The sequence below is a fragment of the Vibrio sp. 1580 genome (assembly GCF_033340055.1).
On sequence record NZ_JAWOVT010000009.1, the window covers coordinates 33,296 to 50,669 of the forward strand.

General features: G+C 44.4%; 18 protein-coding genes and 2 tRNA genes. 11 read left to right on the forward strand and 9 right to left on the reverse strand.

The genetic code is table 11. The features are described from left to right. Positions 1 to 216: 216 nt before the first annotated feature. Together R7093_RS15380 and R7093_RS15385 are read left to right on the forward strand one after the other, a co-directional pair. Positions 217 to 1,089 (forward strand): TraB/GumN family protein, encoded by an 873-nt coding sequence (locus R7093_RS15380; RefSeq protein WP_005382001.1) that lies wholly within the window; start codon positions 217 to 219, stop codon positions 1,087 to 1,089. A 151-nt stretch (positions 1,090 to 1,240) separates the two neighbouring features. Continuing rightward, positions 1,241 to 1,624, forward strand: a complete 384-nt coding sequence (locus R7093_RS15385; protein WP_005384085.1) for a hypothetical protein — start codon at positions 1,241 to 1,243, stop codon at positions 1,622 to 1,624. Between the two features lie 442 nt (positions 1,625 to 2,066). Here the strand turns inward: R7093_RS15385 and R7093_RS15390 are convergent. Beyond that, positions 2,067 to 2,143, reverse strand: a tRNA-Pro gene (locus tag R7093_RS15390). Between the two features lie 259 nt (positions 2,144 to 2,402). Here R7093_RS15390 and R7093_RS15395 point away from each other — a divergent pair. The 3 genes from R7093_RS15395 (at position 2,403) to rluF (ending at position 4,509) form a co-directional block, all read left to right on the forward strand. Next, a complete protein-coding gene (locus tag R7093_RS15395; protein ID WP_005382236.1) occupies positions 2,403 to 2,543 on the forward strand; it encodes a DUF3149 domain-containing protein in 141 nt (46 codons plus the stop codon). Positions 2,544 to 2,675: 132 nt separating this feature from the next. Then, entirely contained in the window at positions 2,676 to 3,257 is a 582-nt protein-coding gene (gene smrA / locus R7093_RS15400; RefSeq protein ID WP_005382233.1) for a DNA endonuclease SmrA, read from the forward strand. 94 nt (positions 3,258 to 3,351) lie between these two features. Continuing rightward, entirely contained in the window at positions 3,352 to 4,509 is a 1,158-nt protein-coding gene (rluF, locus tag R7093_RS15405) for a 23S rRNA pseudouridine(2604) synthase RluF (protein WP_017634839.1), read from the forward strand. Between the two features lie 64 nt (positions 4,510 to 4,573). On the opposite strand, the gene ybaK is transcribed toward rluF, so the two are convergent. The 8 genes from ybaK to hemA form a co-directional block, all read right to left on the reverse strand. Further along, the gene (gene ybaK / locus R7093_RS15410) at positions 4,574 to 5,047 is read right to left on the reverse strand and encodes a Cys-tRNA(Pro) deacylase (RefSeq protein ID WP_005384092.1); all 474 of its coding nucleotides are present in this window, start codon (positions 5,045 to 5,047) and stop codon (positions 4,574 to 4,576) included. 102 nt (positions 5,048 to 5,149) lie between these two features. Continuing rightward, positions 5,150 to 6,832: a bifunctional UDP-sugar hydrolase/5'-nucleotidase UshA gene (ushA, locus tag R7093_RS15415; RefSeq protein ID WP_213901875.1), complete on the reverse strand. Its 1,683-nt coding sequence runs from the start codon at positions 6,830 to 6,832 to the stop codon at positions 5,150 to 5,152. A 220-nt stretch (positions 6,833 to 7,052) separates the two neighbouring features. Next, positions 7,053 to 7,904 carry a 3-deoxy-8-phosphooctulonate synthase gene (gene kdsA, locus R7093_RS15420; RefSeq protein WP_005384095.1) on the reverse strand — a complete coding sequence of 284 codons (852 nt, stop codon included), beginning with the start codon at positions 7,902 to 7,904 and terminating at the stop codon, positions 7,053 to 7,055. Between the two features lie 53 nt (positions 7,905 to 7,957). After that, positions 7,958 to 8,767, reverse strand: coding sequence for a SirB1 family protein (locus R7093_RS15425; RefSeq protein WP_005384098.1), 810 nt, complete (start codon positions 8,765 to 8,767; stop codon positions 7,958 to 7,960). A 5-nt stretch (positions 8,768 to 8,772) separates the two neighbouring features. Continuing rightward, positions 8,773 to 9,156 (reverse strand): SirB2 family protein, encoded by a 384-nt coding sequence (locus R7093_RS15430; RefSeq protein WP_005382225.1) that lies wholly within the window; start codon positions 9,154 to 9,156, stop codon positions 8,773 to 8,775. A 40-nt stretch (positions 9,157 to 9,196) separates the two neighbouring features. After that, the gene (gene prmC / locus R7093_RS15435) at positions 9,197 to 10,051 is read right to left on the reverse strand and encodes a peptide chain release factor N(5)-glutamine methyltransferase (RefSeq protein ID WP_017634841.1); all 855 of its coding nucleotides are present in this window, start codon (positions 10,049 to 10,051) and stop codon (positions 9,197 to 9,199) included. A 3-nt stretch (positions 10,052 to 10,054) separates the two neighbouring features. Next, the gene (gene prfA / locus R7093_RS15440) at positions 10,055 to 11,143 is read right to left on the reverse strand and encodes a peptide chain release factor 1 (RefSeq protein WP_005382222.1); all 1,089 of its coding nucleotides are present in this window, start codon (positions 11,141 to 11,143) and stop codon (positions 10,055 to 10,057) included. 29 nt (positions 11,144 to 11,172) lie between these two features. After that, positions 11,173 to 12,429 (reverse strand): glutamyl-tRNA reductase, encoded by a 1,257-nt coding sequence (hemA, locus tag R7093_RS15445; protein WP_005384104.1) that lies wholly within the window; start codon positions 12,427 to 12,429, stop codon positions 11,173 to 11,175. Between the two features lie 134 nt (positions 12,430 to 12,563). Between hemA and lolB the strand changes: the two genes are divergently transcribed. The 6 genes from lolB to R7093_RS15475 all read left to right on the forward strand — a co-directional run bounded on the left by lolB (position 12,564) and on the right by R7093_RS15475 (position 17,248). Beyond that, a complete protein-coding gene (gene lolB, locus R7093_RS15450) occupies positions 12,564 to 13,202 on the forward strand; it encodes a lipoprotein insertase outer membrane protein LolB (RefSeq protein ID WP_237306755.1) in 639 nt (212 codons plus the stop codon). Beyond that, on the forward strand, positions 13,199 to 14,071 hold the full coding sequence (ispE, locus tag R7093_RS15455; protein ID WP_213869001.1) for a 4-(cytidine 5'-diphospho)-2-C-methyl-D-erythritol kinase: 873 nt from the start codon (positions 13,199 to 13,201) through the stop codon (positions 14,069 to 14,071). Before lolB ends, ispE begins: the two co-directional genes overlap by 4 nt. Positions 14,072 to 14,098: 27 nt before the next feature. Next, positions 14,099 to 15,043 carry a ribose-phosphate pyrophosphokinase gene (locus tag R7093_RS15460; protein WP_005393176.1) on the forward strand — a complete coding sequence of 315 codons (945 nt, stop codon included), beginning with the start codon at positions 14,099 to 14,101 and terminating at the stop codon, positions 15,041 to 15,043. A gap of 151 nt (positions 15,044 to 15,194) precedes the next feature. Then, positions 15,195 to 15,785 (forward strand): aminoacyl-tRNA hydrolase, encoded by a 591-nt coding sequence (gene pth / locus R7093_RS15465; RefSeq protein ID WP_005384112.1) that lies wholly within the window; start codon positions 15,195 to 15,197, stop codon positions 15,783 to 15,785. Positions 15,786 to 15,795: 10 nt separating this feature from the next. Then, positions 15,796 to 16,887, forward strand: a complete 1,092-nt coding sequence (gene ychF / locus R7093_RS15470; RefSeq protein ID WP_005393178.1) for a redox-regulated ATPase YchF — start codon at positions 15,796 to 15,798, stop codon at positions 16,885 to 16,887. Positions 16,888 to 17,171: 284 nt separating this feature from the next. Further along, a tRNA-Met gene (locus R7093_RS15475) sits at positions 17,172 to 17,248 on the forward strand. Positions 17,249 to 17,374: the final 126 nt, after the last annotated feature.

A 17,374-nucleotide genomic window follows, 5' to 3' on the forward strand; every position in this document is an offset into this window, starting at 1 on the left:
TTGTAAGATTTGGATCACGCCTAATTATTTTGTGAACCATTAGTAAGCGAATTACCTATTTACCTTTCGTGAAGTGACTCTCATTTATTCGTCGTCAAAACTCGTCAATATTTTTAGAAATGACGATTTTGTCGAATACCCCACTGGAGAAATTGCACTTAACCTCACGCTATTTTGCGTATAAAGTTTAAAGGTATCTTATCTGAGGACCATTCTATGTTTCGTCTCTTGACGCTCATATCATCCCTACTTGTTACTTTGACTCCTTTTTCCTCTTATGCAGAGCCACAGCATTGGTTAGCGAAAAAAGGGGAAACCGAACTTATGATTATTGGCTCGGTACATGTGGGGGATAAAACGATGTACCCACTCCCTAGAACGGTCATCCAGCATTTAAGCCAAAGCGCAGGGTTGATTATTGAAGCAGACGTCAGGAATTCTGAAGGCTTGGTTTACCCACAAACAACCATTCTTTCTAAAGATGTTTTAGACAGAGCGCAACGCCGCCACTTAATTGAAATTGCCCAAGATTTAGGTTTGCCAGAAACTCAACTCCTAAATTCCCCACCTTGGATGGCTGCATTCACCATCCAACTCGCTTTAGTCAACAAACTGGGGTATGTCTCTGATAAAGGGGTAGACATGCACTTAATAGGACTCGCTGATAAAAAGCAAATCCCGGTCATTCCACTGGAGTCCGTGCAATTCCAAATCGATTTAATCGCAGGTCAATCAGAAGGCGGTAAAGAGATACTCCTCTCGTCAATTGAAGAATATGATGGCGGAGAAGAGTTGGTTCAATGCTTGATAGAGAGTTGGAAGAGTGGTGATGGTAGCATGTTGGTCGAAGCCTCTTTGACCGATCATACAACAGAAGAGTTTAACCAAGCCTTTTTATACGAGCGTAATCGAGATTGGGCTAAAAAACTCGACACTGGCAGTGTTCTACCTCAACAATCGGGTCGCTACACCGTTGTTGTTGGTGGCTTGCATTTAGTAGGTAAAGATAACCTGATTGAACTGCTTAAAAATCGGGGGTTTAACATCAAACCACTGGGTAAGACGCGCCAAGCAAATTGTGATATCTAGTGATTGTTTGAAAAATGCCATTTAAATACAATTATTTAAATACAACCATTTAAAATTCATTCAAACTTTCTTATAAAACGCCGTTAAGCTAAGTGGATACAAAACAACTCATATGAAATTTAAATATTTATTCCTATACACGATTGGAATTATGCTCACTTCTTCGCTGTCTTATGCTAAACCGCCATGCAACGTAGAAGCTTTTCAAGCTATTGATATAACTCCGGAAGTAAAAGGCGGTGTTTTAGATAAAGAGAGTGGTCAATTTCTTATTACCGAAAAACCAATGATGCGTTGCGCGAACATCACGTTTTCAACAGCCCACACTCGAAATCGCGTTGCACATATGATGAACCAAGGCTTTGAAGCGGTTTACTATGATGGAAATACAAGCAAATCTCACTCAGTAACGTTTGATGAAGACGATTTAAAAGCGGGTTACGTCAAGATTGGGCCAAATCACCCAAAGACCGCTTATGTCTGTTTCACTACTTCTGAAACTCCTATCAATACTATCTCGTGTGACATCAAGTAATAAATTTACTCGCTCTAAAAAATGAAAAGGCCCTACATTTCTGTAGAGCCTTCCTCTCAATACGTGTCGGTGAAGTGCCACATTCGAACATCAGGCGAACCCCAATTTGATTCGATACTATTGAAGTCTAAAATTACTAGCGCTAAAAACGACGAAAGCATGCTCATTGAGCAGGCTTTCTAAAAGTGGTCGGTGAAGTAGGGATTCGACGCTACTGGGCTTCCAGAGGACTGGCATTCCAGACCCCGATCCTCTGGTTCCAAATAAATATCACCAAATACGAAAAAGGCTCTACATTTCTGTAGAGCCTTTTTCTCAATATGTGTCGATGAAGAGCCATATTCTAACTTCAGGCGAACCCCATTTGGTTCGCTACTATCAAAGTCAAATTTGCTGCCGCTAAAACGACGAAAGCCTGCTCATTGAGCAGGATTTCTGAAAGTGGTCGGTGAAGAGGGATTCGAACCCCCGACCCTCTGGTCCCAAACCAGATGCGCTACCAAGCTGCGCTATTCACCGAGATGTTTAACTGAGGAATTGTCCCCGTCAACGAATGCGTATATTACGGATTCTGAACTGTGGCGCAAGTGCTTTTTACAAAAAAACCTTAGGTCTTAATTCGTTTGATGAATAACTGAACACTAGCACGTAAAATGTGACTGATAACTCACAACAAAATACAGTTTATTAACCTTAGCAACATAATTGATCCAGATCAGTGTGCAACAAGACACCGCCATTTAGTTTATTCCTGTCGGGAACATCTTGGAGGAAACGTATGGACTTTTGGCTTGATCTCCTATTTGGTAATGCAGTGGGTCTATCGTCAATGATAGTAATTTTTGGGGCAATTGGTCTGATGTTATTTTACGGCGGTTTCTTCATATACAAGATCATGAACGACAAATCTCCTCACTAGATCTCGCTTAGCTCTAGAAACGCTTTGCACCGGAGTCGGTTACTTGCCTACTCCGGTTTTTTATTTGATCTCAATGCACCACTCATTGATATAATCCTATTATTCTTCCCTGTTCTTAATGAGATTACTGCTATGTCTCACGACGACGATTTTGATCTATTTCAACAGATGATGGGCGATGTAAAGCCAATCACTCAAGACACCACCGAACACAAAAAAGTACACCAAGTAACAGAAGCACAGCTCGCAAAACGCGAAGCAGCAATCTGGTTAACGGAAGATGACCCAGAATACCTATCACTTGATCACGCTGAAATGCTCAAGCCAGAGGACTTTGTTGAGTTCAAACGTGATGGTGTACAGGACGGGGTTTACCGCAAACTTCGCCTTGGTAAGTATCCAATCCAAGCTCGCTTGGATTTGCACCGTAAAACATTGAAAGAAGCACGTGATGAAGTCGTGACGTTTTTAAAGCAATGCCTATCAATGGACATTAGAACCGTCGTTATCGTCCATGGTCGAGGAGAACGCTCAAATCCACCTGCAATGATGAAAAGCTTTGTTAGCAGTTGGCTACGACAAATAAAGGAAGTCCAATGCGTCCATAGTGCGCAACGCTTTCACGGTGGAACTGGAGCCGTTTACGTCCTACTTAGAAAAAGTGCGGAAAAGAAATTAGAAACCCGCGAACGTCACCAAAAACGGTTAGGCTAAATTTCACCCTAATGCTAGAATGCCCGCCCTTATTCTTCCTTCCCCTTAGAGGAAGGGAGCTTCATTCGCCGTTGTGAAACGTTAGGAGACAAAAATGTCACAAGACAACGCTAAACGATTAAATAAATTCATCAGTGAAACGGGGTTTTGCTCACGCCGTGAAGCAGACAGACTGATTGAGCAAGGCCGTGTCACCATTAATGGCAACAAACCTGAAATGGGGACAAAAGTGCTACCTGGTGATGATGTTTGTGTGGATGGTAAGCCAGTGGCAGCAAAAGAGAAGCCGATTTATATCGCTCTCAATAAACCAACAGGCATCACCTGTACAACTGAGAGAGACGTCCCTGGAAACATCGTTGATTTCATCGGCCACCAAAAACGTATCTTTCCGATCGGCCGCTTAGACAAACCCTCTGATGGTCTGATCTTTTTGACCAACGATGGCGACATCGTGAACAAAATCCTTCGCGCAGGCAACAGCCACGAAAAAGAGTACGTCGTACGCGTGGACAAGCCAATTACAGGCGAGTTTCTCAAACAGATGTCGAGTGGCGTTAAGATTCTCGACACAGTCACCCTACCTTGTAAGGTAACGAAAGAAACTAAATTCTCTTTCCGTATTGTGCTCACTCAAGGACTTAACCGTCAGATCCGTCGCATGTGTGAAGCGCTGGGCTATGAAGTATTCAAGCTGCGTCGCGTACGCATCATGAATATCTCTCTTGATGGTATTCCCAATGGGAAATGGCGTTATCTAAGTGACGAAGAAGTGGCAGAGATCCTAGCAATGTGTGAAGGCTCGGTAGGTACAGAAGAAGCATCAAAAACAGACTCTAGAGGTCGCAACATTCGTAAAGCGACCGACGCGAAGCTGTTTGATAGCCGTGAAGAAAACCAAGATTCTACTGCTCGTCGTAACCAGAAGACACGAACTTTCCGCGGTAACAATGCTGATGAATTCCGTCATGCACCAAACTCGAAAAAAGGTCAACAAAAGCGTCGTCAGCGTGATGATGAAGGCGGACGTCCAGCTAAAGAACATTACAAAGCGAAATCACAAGGTGAACGCAGCAGACCGCAAGGCGAGCATGGTAAATCGCACCGTAAACCAGATGCATCGAGCAATACGCATTCAGCAAACAAGCCTCAATCACTGAGTAAGCCTAAGCAGCATTACATGAACCCAAATGCCGCGAAACCAAGCAAACCAGCTAAACGCACTGGTGGTACATTGAGTCTGAAGAAGTAACGCTTCACTGACAGGCAAGATCAAAAAAGGACGCTCATGAGCGTCCTTTTTATTTGTCATGAGTTTACAAACAAAGAGGTGCAAACTGACCACGAGTTAAGCTCAGCAAATCTCTCGGGGCTAACTCAATTTCTAAACCACGTTTACCAGCACTCACACAGATTTTGTCTTGCTCTGCTGCGCTTTCGTGCAAAAAAGTAGGTAAGGCTTTCTTCTGCCCTAGTGGGCTAATTCCACCAACGACATAACCTGTGGTCTTTTGGGCGATTTCCGGATCAGCCATATCGGCCTTTTTGCCCTTCGCTGCTTTCGCCGCCAGTTTTAGGTTCAGCTTTTGATCAACAGGGATAATCGCAACCGCAAGGTTCTTTGGCTCCCCGTTCAAGCAGAACAGCAAGGTTTTAAATACTGTTTTCGGATCCTGCCCCAGTACTTCAGCAGCCTCCAAGCCATAACTATCGGCTCTAGGGTCATGCTCATACTGATGAATCGTGTGTGGAATTTTTTTCTTTTTCGCAAGATTAATGGCCGGAGTCATCAAGATTCTCCTCATAAAAACAAAAAGCGCAGACTGAATTGGATCTGCGCTTTTAGTTAATGATATCAGCGAGTTTGAGTCAATCGCTTTTTCTCTGTTGGGTTACTGATCAATCGCCGTATCAACTAAATACGTGATTTCACCTGAAGGGGCATACTCATTAACATCAATAGGGCTGTGTGTTTCTAAATAATCCTTCAAAACTTCAGCATCGGTAAAACCTGTATTTACATACCCTGGATGATCGTCGATTTTAGGGTAACCATCTCCACCAGCAGCATTATAGCTTGGTACTGTAAAGCGGTAATTACCATCTAAGCGAAGTTGCTTATTACCAATAAACACATTGGTTACCTCACCATTATTGATACTCATCGCAATGCCGGCAAACTGTGCATAAGCACCAGAGTCAACAGGCTTAGTTGCAACGACATTTAGATAATCTAATACCTCTTTACCCGTCATATCAACGTAAGAAACCATATTGCCAAATGGCTGAACAGTGAGCACGTCTTTATAAGTAATATCACCCGCAGCAATCGAATCTCGAACACCACCAGAATTCATTACAGCAAAATCTGCTTTCGCACGTTCCATGTGAGCCGTTGCAATTAATCGACCTAAGTTTGTTTGCTGGTAACGAACCACATTGCGGTCACCCTCAAGCTTACCGTTAGATTCTGCAATCTTCACGTTTAGCTTGCCCTGACCTTTTTCTTGATAAGGACGAAGAAACTCAAGCATCATTTCGTCTTGTTTAATCTCATCTTGGATCAAGACTCGTTGCGACTGACCATCAACTTTAATTTTCTTTTTCAAGTTTACAGGGATTAGATCGTAGCTCACCATCGAGAGTTCGCCATTACGAAACTCGTAATCGGCGCGTCCCACATATTTCCCCCACTCATGTGCCTGAACAATAAAGGTACCATTTTGTTTATCGGGCTGACATTCATCACCTGGTTTAAAGTTCTTTTTGATAACGTTTGGACCTTCCATGCACACAGGTTCTTGTGAGTGTCCTCCAACGATCATGTCGAGATCGCCGTCATTCAAATAACGAGCTAACGCCACATCGCCAGGAGCATTGATGCCTCTATTACCATTTTCATAGTGTCCCATATGCGTGACAGCAAAAATCAGATCTGGATACTCTGTCTCTTTCAGTTCTGCAATCAACTTCTTGGCTTCTTCTTTTGGGTCACGGAAGTCAATTTGTTCAATGAACTCAGGGTTGCCAAGTTTCGCTGTGTCTTCGGTTGTAAGACCAATGACCGCAATTTTAATGCCCTGCTTGTTAAACATCGCGTATGGTTGGAATAAACGCTTGCCAGTATTTTTATCGTAAATATTGGCAGACAACATCGGAAAGTTTGCCCACTCTTGCTGCTTGAATAGCACGTCCAATGGATTATCAAACTCATGATTACCTAGAGCCATCGCATCGTAACCAATTTTGCTCATGCCTTTAAAATCCGGCTCGGCATCTTGTAAATCAGACTCAGGTACTCCTGTGTTGATGTCACCACCAGAAAGCAGTAACACGCTGCCCCCCTCATCCTGTATTTCTTCGCGCAAATCATCGATTAACGTTTTACGCGCCGCCATGCCATATTCACCGTATCGATTTTGCCAAAAGCGACCATGATGATCGTTAGTGTGCAACACGGTCAATTTATAGGTTGTATCGGCATTCCATTCTGGTGCAGGTTGCGTAGCACACCCAGCTAACGAGGCCAAGATAGCGGCACTCAAAACAGTTTTGATCATCAGACGCTGATTCATTTATTTACCTTTTTCTTATTGGGATTACTGACGCACATTTTAAGCATTCGATCTATTTGAAAACCACGTGCACCCTAACACATTGATTTAATAATTATGATGCATTGTTTAGCAATAACAAATTCATCAGTAACAAGTTTGAGAATTTACAGTTTTTCAGATAAAAAAATAGCCAACACTCGGTTGGCTATAGTATTTGTTACCACCAGTCATCTGGCGTTTACTTGATATCGATATCTGCAAAGCTCTTGATCAGATCATCAAGCGATTTCATTTGTGCTAAGAATGGCTCTAACTTGTCTAGAGGCAGTGCAGATGGGCCATCACAACGCGCTTGGTCTGGGTTTGGGTGCGCTTCGATAAATAGACCTGCGATGCCTGTCGCTAGACCCGCTTTTGCAAGCTCAACTGTCTGCTCACGACGGCCGCCAGATGCTGCGCCTGATGGGTCACGCATTTGTAGTGAGTGCGTTACGTCAAAGATGATTGGGCTACCTTTCGAAGCATTTTTCATCACACCAAAACCAAGCATGTCTACAACTAGGTTATCGTAACCGTGGCAAGAACCGCGCTCACATAGGATGATCTTGTCGTTACCGCATTCTGCGAACTTCTCAACGATGTTACCCACTTGACCAGGGCTCATAAATTGAGGTTTCTTCACGTTGATAACCGCACCTGTTTTAGCCATAGCTTCAACAAGGTCAGTTTGACGAGCTAGGAATGCAGGAAGCTGAATAACGTCTACCACGTCAGCGACAGGTTGAGCTTGCGCTTCAGTGTGAACGTCCGTGATGATCTTTACACCAAAAGTGTCTTTCAGCTCCTGAAAGATTTTCATACCTTCTTCCAGACCTGGACCACGGTATGAATGAACAGAACTGCGGTTTGCTTTGTCAAACGACGCCTTAAATACGTAAGGAATACCAAGTTTTTCCGTTACTTTTACGTAGTGCTCACAGATCTGCATCGCAAGATCACGAGACTCAAGAACGTTCATACCTGCAAATAGGGTGAATGGCTTGTCGTTAGCAACCTGAATGTCGCCGATATTAACGATTTTCTGTTCCATTTTGATTCTCTTTTTCTGTCCACGATACGCCACCGTTCGGCACATCGATAAAATTAGTGAAGTGTGACGTGCGTTTCACTCATCACATTAACTTGTGATTTTAGTAGCTCGGAAGCCGGATCGTCAGGGCATTGGTCAATAAAGTACTGAAAATCTGATACCGCTACTTGAGGGCACTCTAGCTGTTGGAAAATAAAACCACGGTCACGAATTTCGTATGGGTCATCTGGCACAAATGTTAGAGCAAGATTTGTACAACGTAATGCCAGCGTATAATGCTCTTCACGCAACATCGCACTTTTAATCAACGCCAACCAGCGACCAATAATTGTTGGGTTGTCAGCTTCCTCAAAATGTTCAGGCTTTAGCTGAGCTAGCGGTCCTTCTTGGCCAATAAGCCAAGCTTGAAGAATCCTTTCACCTACATACTCACCATTAAATGGGTTGATGTAGTCTGGCTTCTTATGCATCCAGTCGACTTTTAACAGGAACTGAGTAGGGAAAGTAACTCCCTTCAACGGGAACCCCAGCTTTTTGCCTAGGTATAACAAAATCGAACCTAAGCTCACAGGAATACCTTTTCTGCGCTCCAACACTTTATCGATGAAGCTGTTGTCCGAAATAAAGTATTCCTGCTCGTCGCCTTTGAATCCCCACTCGTGGAAAAACAGTCGTAGGAATGCATCAAATCGTTGCTCTTCATCGGTTTCATGAACAAGCGTGGCTTCTGCATCTTTGTAAAGACGCTCTAACTCTTGTTTCGCCCAATGTACTTTGGTTTCTGGGTTAATCGCTTTGTTTAGCTCAAGCGCACCTTCCACCAACGGTATATTGTCAAAATCTTCGTCAAAAAACTCTAACATGACGTCTATCCAAATAACGTAGGGCTCTTAGACACAGCAATGTTTGCAGCCATGACCAACCAACCTAATGCGCCGAAAAAGCCAAATATCTTCAGTAGGTTGTTTTTCGCAAGTTTCAATGAGAAGAATCCAAGCGCAATGTACGCCAGTACGCAGGTGATTTTGTTTGTTAACCACGGTGCGGCATCGGTAAACGGGATGAAACCCGTAATGAAAATAAGCGCGATACCTGACACGAGCAATGCAGTATCAACGATGTGGGGAAACACTTTCAAAAAGCGATTATTTCGCTTCGGTGAGTTCATCATCATTAACACGAATCGGATCGATAGTAGCGTCGCGCTGAGAGCGATCGTCACTAAGTGTATGTGTTTTAGAGCTACGTACATTTTTCTTCTCTTTTTAGTTAGTGTTTGCTGACTTCCATGATTAACTGGCCAGACAACCAAGCGTTACTCGATCGTTACCGCCATAATCTTTTTCCGTAGCGACCTGTTGGTAACCAAAGCCACGCATTATCTCACGCACCGCCTCACCTTGATCATAACCATGTTCAAATGCCAGCCAACCGCCCACTTCAAGATACTGACGAGCAAGATCCGAGATATGACGAATATCAGCTAAGCCATTCTCTTTAGCAACTAATGCAGATTTTGGCTCAAAGCGCACATCACCTTGGGATAAATGTGGATCTTTTTCATCAATATATGGCGGGTTGGAGACAATTAAAGCAAACTTCGTACCTTCTGTAATAGGCTCAAACCAACTGCCTTGAGCAAAGGTCACATTTTTGATGTTTAGCTGCTCAGCATTGTACTCTGCAAGTGCTTTCGCTTCTTGTTTGAGATCTACGCCCATCACTTGACGTTTTGGCATTTCAGATGCGAGTGCGATAGCAATTGCCCCCGTCCCCGTTCCAAGATCTAAAATAGGCCCAGTTTGCTCGTAGGTCTTATCGAGTGCAACCTCGACCAAACGTTCTGTATCCGGTCTTGGGATCAAGGTAGAGGGAGAAACTTTGAACGGTAAAGACCAAAACTCTCGCTCACCAATAATATAAGCGACGGGTTCACCAGTTAAACGTCGTTCAAGTAGAGCGTCAAACTGAGATTTTTGCTCTGCTTCTAACGCTTTTTCTGGCCAGGTCAGCAGGTAAGTTCGTGGTTTGCCAAGGACATGGCAAAGGAGTACAGCTGCATCGAGAGAAGGCGACTCTTTGCCGCCTTCTGCCAGTTTCGCCGTCGCACTTTTCAGTGCTTGCTCAATCGATTGAACTTGGCTCATCGATTAGCCGTTCTCTGCGAGCGCCGCAAGTTGGTCTGCTTGGTGCTCTTGAATCACAGGATCAATCAAGCTCTGTAGGTCACCTTCCATCACTTCGTTCAAACGATAGATGGTCAGGTTGATACGGTGATCAGACACACGACCTTGTGGGTAGTTGTATGTACGAATACGGTCACTACGGTCACCAGAACCTAGAAGGTTACGACGTGTATCAGACACTTCTGCGGCACGACGCTCTTCTTCCGCTTGAACGATACGAGCAGCAAGAACCGCCATTGCTTTCGCTTTGTTCTTGTGCTGTGAACGCTCATCCTGACACTCTACTACCGTACCCGTTGGTAAGTGGGTAATACGGATTGCAGAATCCGTGGTGTTAACGTGCTGACCACCCGCGCCAGATGCACGGAACGTATCGATTTTCAGGTCTGCTGCTTTGATTTCTGGCAGATCCGCTTCAGGGATTTCCGCCATTACTGCTACTGTACAAGCAGAAGTATGCACACGGCCTTGAGATTCAGTTGCAGGAACACGTTGCACACGGTGACCGCCAGACTCAAACTTCAGTACGCCGTATGCACCGTCGCCGCTCACTTTTGCGATCATCTCTTTGTAACCACCGTGCTCAGCCTCGTTTGAAGACATGACTTCGATGCGCCAGCCACGCTTTTCTGCGTACTTGCTGTACATACGGAATAGATCACCCGCGAAAATGCCCGCTTCATCGCCACCCGCACCTGCACGAATTTCTAGGAAACAGTTACGATCATCGTTCGGATCTTTTGGCAGAAGAAGAATCTGTAACTCATCAGTAAGACGCTCAATCGTCGCTTTCGCTTCTTTGATTTCTTCTTGCGCCATTTCACGCATCTCTTCGTCGTCTTCGTTTGCCATCTCTTCAGCGGCGACAAGATCTTCTTGTGCTTGTTGATAAGCTTGGAAGCACTTGGTTACTTCTTCTAGCTGAGAGTACTCTCTTGATAGAGCACGGAATTTGTCCTGATTTCCAATTACATCAGGATCACCAAGAAGATGTTGAACTTCTTCGTAACGTTCTACTAGCGTTTCTAGCTTAGTCAGAATAGAGGCTTTCATAGTGTCGTTTTCTTAATAAAAAGCGTGAGTTATAGATCATCCAAGCCAAGTGTTTGGCGGATAATCGTTAATTTTGCTGGTTCGCCTTGCTCTGCTGCACTTTGCAATGCGCGAGTTGGAGCGTGAATCAGTTTGTTGGTGAGTTTATTACTCAGCTCGCGCAGCACTTTCTCCGGATCTGCGCCTGCCGCTAAAGATTGCAAACTTTTGCTCAGTAACTCTTCACGAATTTCGTTGGCTGATTTGCGATAGTCGCGAATACTATCGACGGCTTGCAGTGAACGCAACCATGTCATAAACGCAGCGCTTTCTTCACTAACAATCGCTTCAGCTTGAATCGCTTCGACTTTACGCTGCTCAATGTTGCTGTCGATGATAGATTGCAAGTCATCAACAGAATACAGATATGCGTCGTTCAGTTCACCGACTTCCGACTCCACATCTCGCGGCACCGCAATATCGACCAACAAGATAGGTTGATGCCGGCGCTGCTTTAGAGCCGTTTCGACCATACCTTTGCCAATAATAGGCAATGGGCTCGCCGTTGAGCTAATCACAATATCCGCTTTCGCCAAATGTTCAGGAATTTCGTTCAAACTGATCACTTCTGCGCCAAATTGGTCCGCTAAGCCTTGCGCGCGCTCTTTAGTGCGGTTCGCGACAATCATTTTTGTGCAACCGTTGGACGCTAAATGCTTCGCGACCAATTCAATCGTCTCACCCGCACCAACTAAAAGCACGGTTGAATCTGATAACGACTCAAAAATATGTTTTGCCAGTGTACATGCCGCATAAGCCACGGACACGGCATTACCACCAATATCTGTCTCTGTTCTTACCCGTTTGGCGACTGAGAACGTCTTTTGAAACAATTTATCAATCGAGGCATCGACGGCTTGATGATCTCGCGAGTCAGAAAATGCTTGCTTTACCTGCCCCAAAATTTGAGGCTCACCCAACACCAGAGAGTCAAGACCGCACGATACGCGCATCAAATGCTTTATTGCAGCTTGTTCTTCATGAACATACAAACTCGGCATTAAATCTTCGCGGCTCACTTGATGAAATTGAGCAAGCCAATCGATCAACTTGTTTCGCGCTCCTTGCTTAACATCGCAGTACAACTCAGTTCGGTTACAGGTTGAAACAATCACACTGCCGTTAACCGCTTCGTGCTCTCTAAGTTGCTCGAGTGCAGGGCCGAGTTTATCCGGACCAAACGCCACCTTCTCTCGCAAGTCGACAGACGCTGTATTGTGATTAATTCCAATAGCAAGCAAGGACATCTAACGTGGTATCTCTGGGATAGGTTATAAAATAGGTCCAGAATTTTACTGTAAGCACGCATTTATTGAAAGGGTAAGCCGGATTTGTTTTCCTAAGTGCGACTTTTCAATGCTATAGTTGTGAGCGATTCCCGATGAAACTGATTAATAAGCCATCAAACATGACGTTACGCTCCTTTATTCTTTTTTTCTTGTCGAGCTTACTGCTCGCTGGTTGTTCGTCCGTTCCTGAAAGTGTTACCAGCGTTGAATGGCAAGCTCATGAGCAGCGACTCGAAACCATCCAAGATTTTCAGGCAACGGGGAAACTTGGTTATATTGGCCCAGACCAAAGACAAAATTTAAACTTCTACTGGAAACATTCTTCAGCACTAAGCCAGTTGCGTTTAACAACGATTCTCGGACAAACGGCATTAAAGCTCACCATCACCCCACAAGGCGCCACAGTAGAAACTTACGATGATCAGGTCCTTTCTTCTCACAGTGCTAATCAGCTGATTTACCGTCTTACAGGGTTGATGATGCCCGTCGATCACATGCCTGACTGGCTATTAGGTCTACCGACCGATGCCGACAAATTCCAACTGTCTCCAACCAATACACTGCAAGCGTTAAACAAACAAATTGGTTTAAATGATTGGAGTATTGCATATCAAAGATATGGCGACGTTCAATGGCATGAACAGTCTCTCCCTCTGCCAAATAAGCTGAAACTCACCACAGCTGATGTCAAAATAAATCTAGTGATCACAAAATGGAACATCACCCAATGATTGAACTTTCAACACGCTGGCCATCACCAGCGAAATTGAATCTCTTTCTATATATCAACGGCCGTACAGAGAATGGCTACCACGAGTTACAAACGTTATTCCAATTCGTCGATCACGGCGATGAGCTCACCATTCAAGCGAACCATTCTGGTGATATTACGATTTCTCCAGAGATAGAAGGTGTGCCTCTTCAAGACAATTTAATTTGGAAAGCAGCAACCGCGCTTCAAACTTACTCAAACTGCCCTTTTGGCGCGCATATTGAGCTACAGAAAGTGCTGCCTATGGGTGGAGGCATTGGTGGGGGCTCATCGAATGCAGCTACAGCATTAGTGGCACTGAATTACTTATGGCAACTGAATCTAACTGACGACGAACTGGCTGAAATAGGTTTAAAACTAGGCGCAGACGTGCCCGTATTTGTGCGCGGATTTGCAGCTTTTGCTGAAGGTGTTGGTGAAAAACTCTCTCCTGCTTATCCCGAAGAAAAATGGTATTTAGTCGTCAGACCGAATGTATCTATCGCAACCGTCGACGTTTTTTGTCATCCAGATCTGACGCGAAACACCCCAAAACGAGATCTAGAAACACTTTTAAATACGCCAAGCGTAAACGATTGCGAAAAAATTGTACGAATGCTCTACCCAGAGGTTGATAAGCAACTTTCTTGGCTGCTACAATACGCGCCGTCAAGATTGACGGGGACAGGATCTTGCGTTTTTGCTGAATTTTCGAGCAAATCTGAAGCAGAAACTATCCTTGCACAACTCTCTGATAAAGTCTCGGCATTTGTCGCTCAAGGGCGCAATATTTCGCCATTAAAAGAGACTTTGGCTGAATACCAATCAGCCTCACACCGACCTATTTAAACTGGACGCAAACCCGAGGTTTCCACCGTGCCTGATATGAAGCTATTTGCTGGTAACGCAACACCTGAACTAGCCCAACGTATTGCTGATCGTCTTTACATCTCTCTTGGTGATGCATCTGTTTCTCGCTTTTCTGATGGCGAAGTTGCAGTTCAAATCAATGAGAATGTTCGTGGTAGCGATGTTTTCATCATTCAATCCACTTGTGCACCGACTAACGACAACCTAATGGAATTGGTTGTTATGATTGATGCAATGCGCCGTGCTTCAGCAGGCCGTATCACTGCAGTTATCCCTTACTTCGGCTACGCTCGCCAAGACCGTCGTGTACGTTCTGCGCGTGTGCCAATTACTGCAAAAGTTGTTGCTGATTTCCTATCTAACGTTGGTGTTGACCGCGTTCTAACTATCGACCTACACGCAGAGCAAATTCAAGGCTTCTTCGATGTACCTGTAGACAACATCTTCGGCACGCCAGTGCTACTTGAAGATATGCAGGCTCGCGGTCTAGATAACCCTGTAGTGGTATCTCCTGACCTAGGTGGCGTTGTTCGTGCTCGTGCAACAGCAAAAGCACTAGGCGACATCGACATCGCAATCGTAGATAAGCGTCGTCCACGTGCAAACGTTTCTGAAGTAATGAACCTAATCGGTGATGTTGAAGGTCGTGACTGTGTGATCGTTGATGACATGATCGACACAGGTGGCACACTATGTAAAGCAGCTGAAGCACTAAAAGAGCGCGGTGCTAAGCGTGTATTCGCTTACGCTACTCACGCAGTATTCTCAGGCAACGCTGCGGATAACATCAAGAACTCAGTTCTTGACCAAGTTATCGTAACTGACTCTATCTCTCTGTCTAAAGAGATGGCTGCAACAGGTAAAGTGACAACACTAAGCCTATCTCGCATGCTAGCTGAAGCGATTCGTCGTATCAGCAACGAAGAGTCAATCTCTGCAATGTTCAACTAATACGAACATTTCAGTTACACTGATTTCAAAAGCACCCCTCTTTGGGGTGTTTTTTTATTTGTACTGATAACTAGAAAATCCCTTGGTCGCCCACCGCGAGTTTTCTGTGCTATCATACTGCGCTTTTTGAGATTCCAGAGAGATCCTAACCTTGAGTCAACAAATCAAACTTCTTGTTGGTCTTGCTAATCCAGGACCAGAATACGCCAGAACTCGTCACAATGCGGGCGCTTGGGTTGTAGAAGAATTAGCACGCGTTCACAACGTTACACTGAAGAACGAACCAAAGTTTTTTGGTCTAACAGGACGCATTATGGTCAATGGCCAGGATCTCCGTTTGCTTATCCCAACCACCTTCATGAATCTATCAGGTAAATCGATCGCAGCGCTTGCGAAATTTTATCAAATTAAACCTGAAGAGATCATGGTTGCTCATGACGAGCTAGACTTACCGCCAGGTGTCGCTAAGTTTAAAAAAGGTGGGGGTCACGGTGGACACAACGGTCTGCGTGACACCATTAGCAAACTGGGCAATAACAAAGATTTTTATCGTCTTCGTATTGGCATTGGTCATCCGGGACACAAAGATAAAGTGGCGGGTTTTGTATTAGGTAAAGCGCCAGCTAAAGAGCAAGAGCTTTTAGATGCAGCAGCTGATGAGGCTGTTCGTTGTCTAGATATCCTGATTAAGGATGGCCTATCTAAAGCACAAAATCGCCTCCACACGTTCAAAGCTGAATAAGGTTACTATCATGGGTTTTAAATGTGGCATCGTTGGTCTACCTAACGTAGGTAAATCAACTCTGTTCAACGCACTAACTAAAGCGGGTATCGAAGCAGCAAACTTCCCGTTCTGTACCATTGAACCAAACACTGGTGTGGTTCCTGTGCCAGATCTACGTCTAGACGCACTAGCTAAGATCGTTAACCCACAGAGAGTTCTTCCAACGACGATGGAGTTCGTGGACATCGCTGGTCTTGTTGCTGGTGCATCACGTGGTGAAGGTTTAGGTAACAAATTCCTAGCTAACATCCGTGAAACAGACGCGATTGGCCACGTTGTACGCTGTTTTGAAAACGAAAACATTGTTCACGTTTCAGGTAAAGTTTCACCTATCGAAGATATCGAAGTGATCAACCTTGAACTTGCAATGGCTGACCTTGATTCTTGTGAGCGAGCGATTCAACGTAACGCGAAGAAGGCAAAAGGCGGCGATAAAGACGCAAAATTTGAACTAACCGTACTAGAAAAACTGTTACCAGTACTAACTGAAGGCGGCATGGCACGCACAGTTGAGCTATCTAAAGAAGAGTTAGCAGCAATCGGCTACCTAAACTTCCTAACACTGAAGCCAACTATGTACATTGCAAACGTAAACGAAGATGGCTTCGAAAATAACCCATATCTAGATGCGGTTCGTGAGTTCGCAGAAAAAGAAAACAATGTCGTTGTACCTGTATGTGCAGCTATCGAATCTGAACTATCTGAACTAGAAGATGAAGATCGCGAAGAATTCCTAGCAGATATGGGGATCGAAGAGCCGGGCCTGAACCGTGTAATTCGCTCTGGTTACGAACTACTGACTCTACACACCTACTTCACAGCAGGTGTTAAAGAAGTACGTGCTTGGACAATCCCTGTTGGTGCAACTGCGCCTCAGGCGGCAGGTAAGATCCACACTGACTTCGAGAAAGGCTTTATTCGTGCAGAAGTAGTTGGTTACGACGATTTCATCCAATTCAATGGTGAAAATGGCGCAAAAGACGCAGGTAAATGGCGTCTAGAAGGTAAAGACTACATCGTAAAAGATGGCGATGTTGTACACTTCCGCTTCAATGTTTAATTAAATGAATGAATTCTAAACACTTCATTTACACTAAAAGCCAGCTGTTAAGCTGGCTTTTTTAATACCTTAAGTAAATGAACAAAAATAAATTACGCAACTGCAAGCTAATTTATTTCCAGTTTTAGATCATAAACACGCCTCTTTGTTTAAAAAGGAAGCGAACGAGGTTTTTTCCGAAATTTATTAAAAAAAACTGTTGACGGATCTCACTCAACTTCGCATAATGCGCGCCGTTCCCAACGACAAGGCAACAAAGCGTTGAGAACAAAAAATATGGTTTTGGCTACGTAGCTCAGCTGGTTAGAGCACATCACTCATAATGATGGGGTCACAGGTTCGAATCCCGTCGTAGCCACCATGAACAACGTTATTTAGGTTTTTACCAATTACCTTGATAACTACAGAATAAGTTGCGGAAGTGGCGGAATTGGTAGACGCACCAGATTTAGGTTCTGGCGCCGCAAGGTGTGAGAGTTCAAGTCTC

What these genes read in the sequence shown, in the direction of transcription:
- R7093_RS15380 (WP_005382001.1), top strand. Translation starts at nt 217, where the DNA reads ATGTTTCGTCTCTTGACGCTCATATCATCCCTACTTGTTACTTTGACT.
- R7093_RS15385 (WP_005384085.1), top strand. Translation starts at nt 1,241, where the DNA reads ATGCTCACTTCTTCGCTGTCTTATGCTAAACCGCCATGCAACGTAGAA.
- R7093_RS15395 (WP_005382236.1), top strand. Translation starts at nt 2,403, where the DNA reads ATGGACTTTTGGCTTGATCTCCTATTTGGTAATGCAGTGGGTCTATCG.
- smrA (WP_005382233.1), top strand. Translation starts at nt 2,676, where the DNA reads ATGTCTCACGACGACGATTTTGATCTATTTCAACAGATGATGGGCGAT.
- rluF (WP_017634839.1), top strand. Translation starts at nt 3,352, where the DNA reads ATGTCACAAGACAACGCTAAACGATTAAATAAATTCATCAGTGAAACG.
- ybaK (WP_005384092.1), bottom strand. Translation starts at nt 5,047, where the DNA reads ATGACTCCGGCCATTAATCTTGCGAAAAAGAAAAAAATTCCACACACG.
- ushA (WP_213901875.1), bottom strand. Translation starts at nt 6,832, where the DNA reads ATGAATCAGCGTCTGATGATCAAAACTGTTTTGAGTGCCGCTATCTTG.
- kdsA (WP_005384095.1), bottom strand. Translation starts at nt 7,904, where the DNA reads ATGGAACAGAAAATCGTTAATATCGGCGACATTCAGGTTGCTAACGAC.
- R7093_RS15425 (WP_005384098.1), bottom strand. Translation starts at nt 8,767, where the DNA reads ATGTTAGAGTTTTTTGACGAAGATTTTGACAATATACCGTTGGTGGAA.
- R7093_RS15430 (WP_005382225.1), bottom strand. Translation starts at nt 9,156, where the DNA reads ATGTACGTAGCTCTAAAACACATACACTTAGTGACGATCGCTCTCAGC.
- prmC (WP_017634841.1), bottom strand. Translation starts at nt 10,051, where the DNA reads ATGAGCCAAGTTCAATCGATTGAGCAAGCACTGAAAAGTGCGACGGCG.
- prfA (WP_005382222.1), bottom strand. Translation starts at nt 11,143, where the DNA reads ATGAAAGCCTCTATTCTGACTAAGCTAGAAACGCTAGTAGAACGTTAC.
- hemA (WP_005384104.1), bottom strand. Translation starts at nt 12,429, where the DNA reads ATGTCCTTGCTTGCTATTGGAATTAATCACAATACAGCGTCTGTCGAC.
- lolB (WP_237306755.1), top strand. Translation starts at nt 12,564, where the DNA reads ATGAAACTGATTAATAAGCCATCAAACATGACGTTACGCTCCTTTATT.
- ispE (WP_213869001.1), top strand. Translation starts at nt 13,199, where the DNA reads ATGATTGAACTTTCAACACGCTGGCCATCACCAGCGAAATTGAATCTC.
- ychF (WP_005393178.1), top strand. Translation starts at nt 15,796, where the DNA reads ATGGGTTTTAAATGTGGCATCGTTGGTCTACCTAACGTAGGTAAATCA.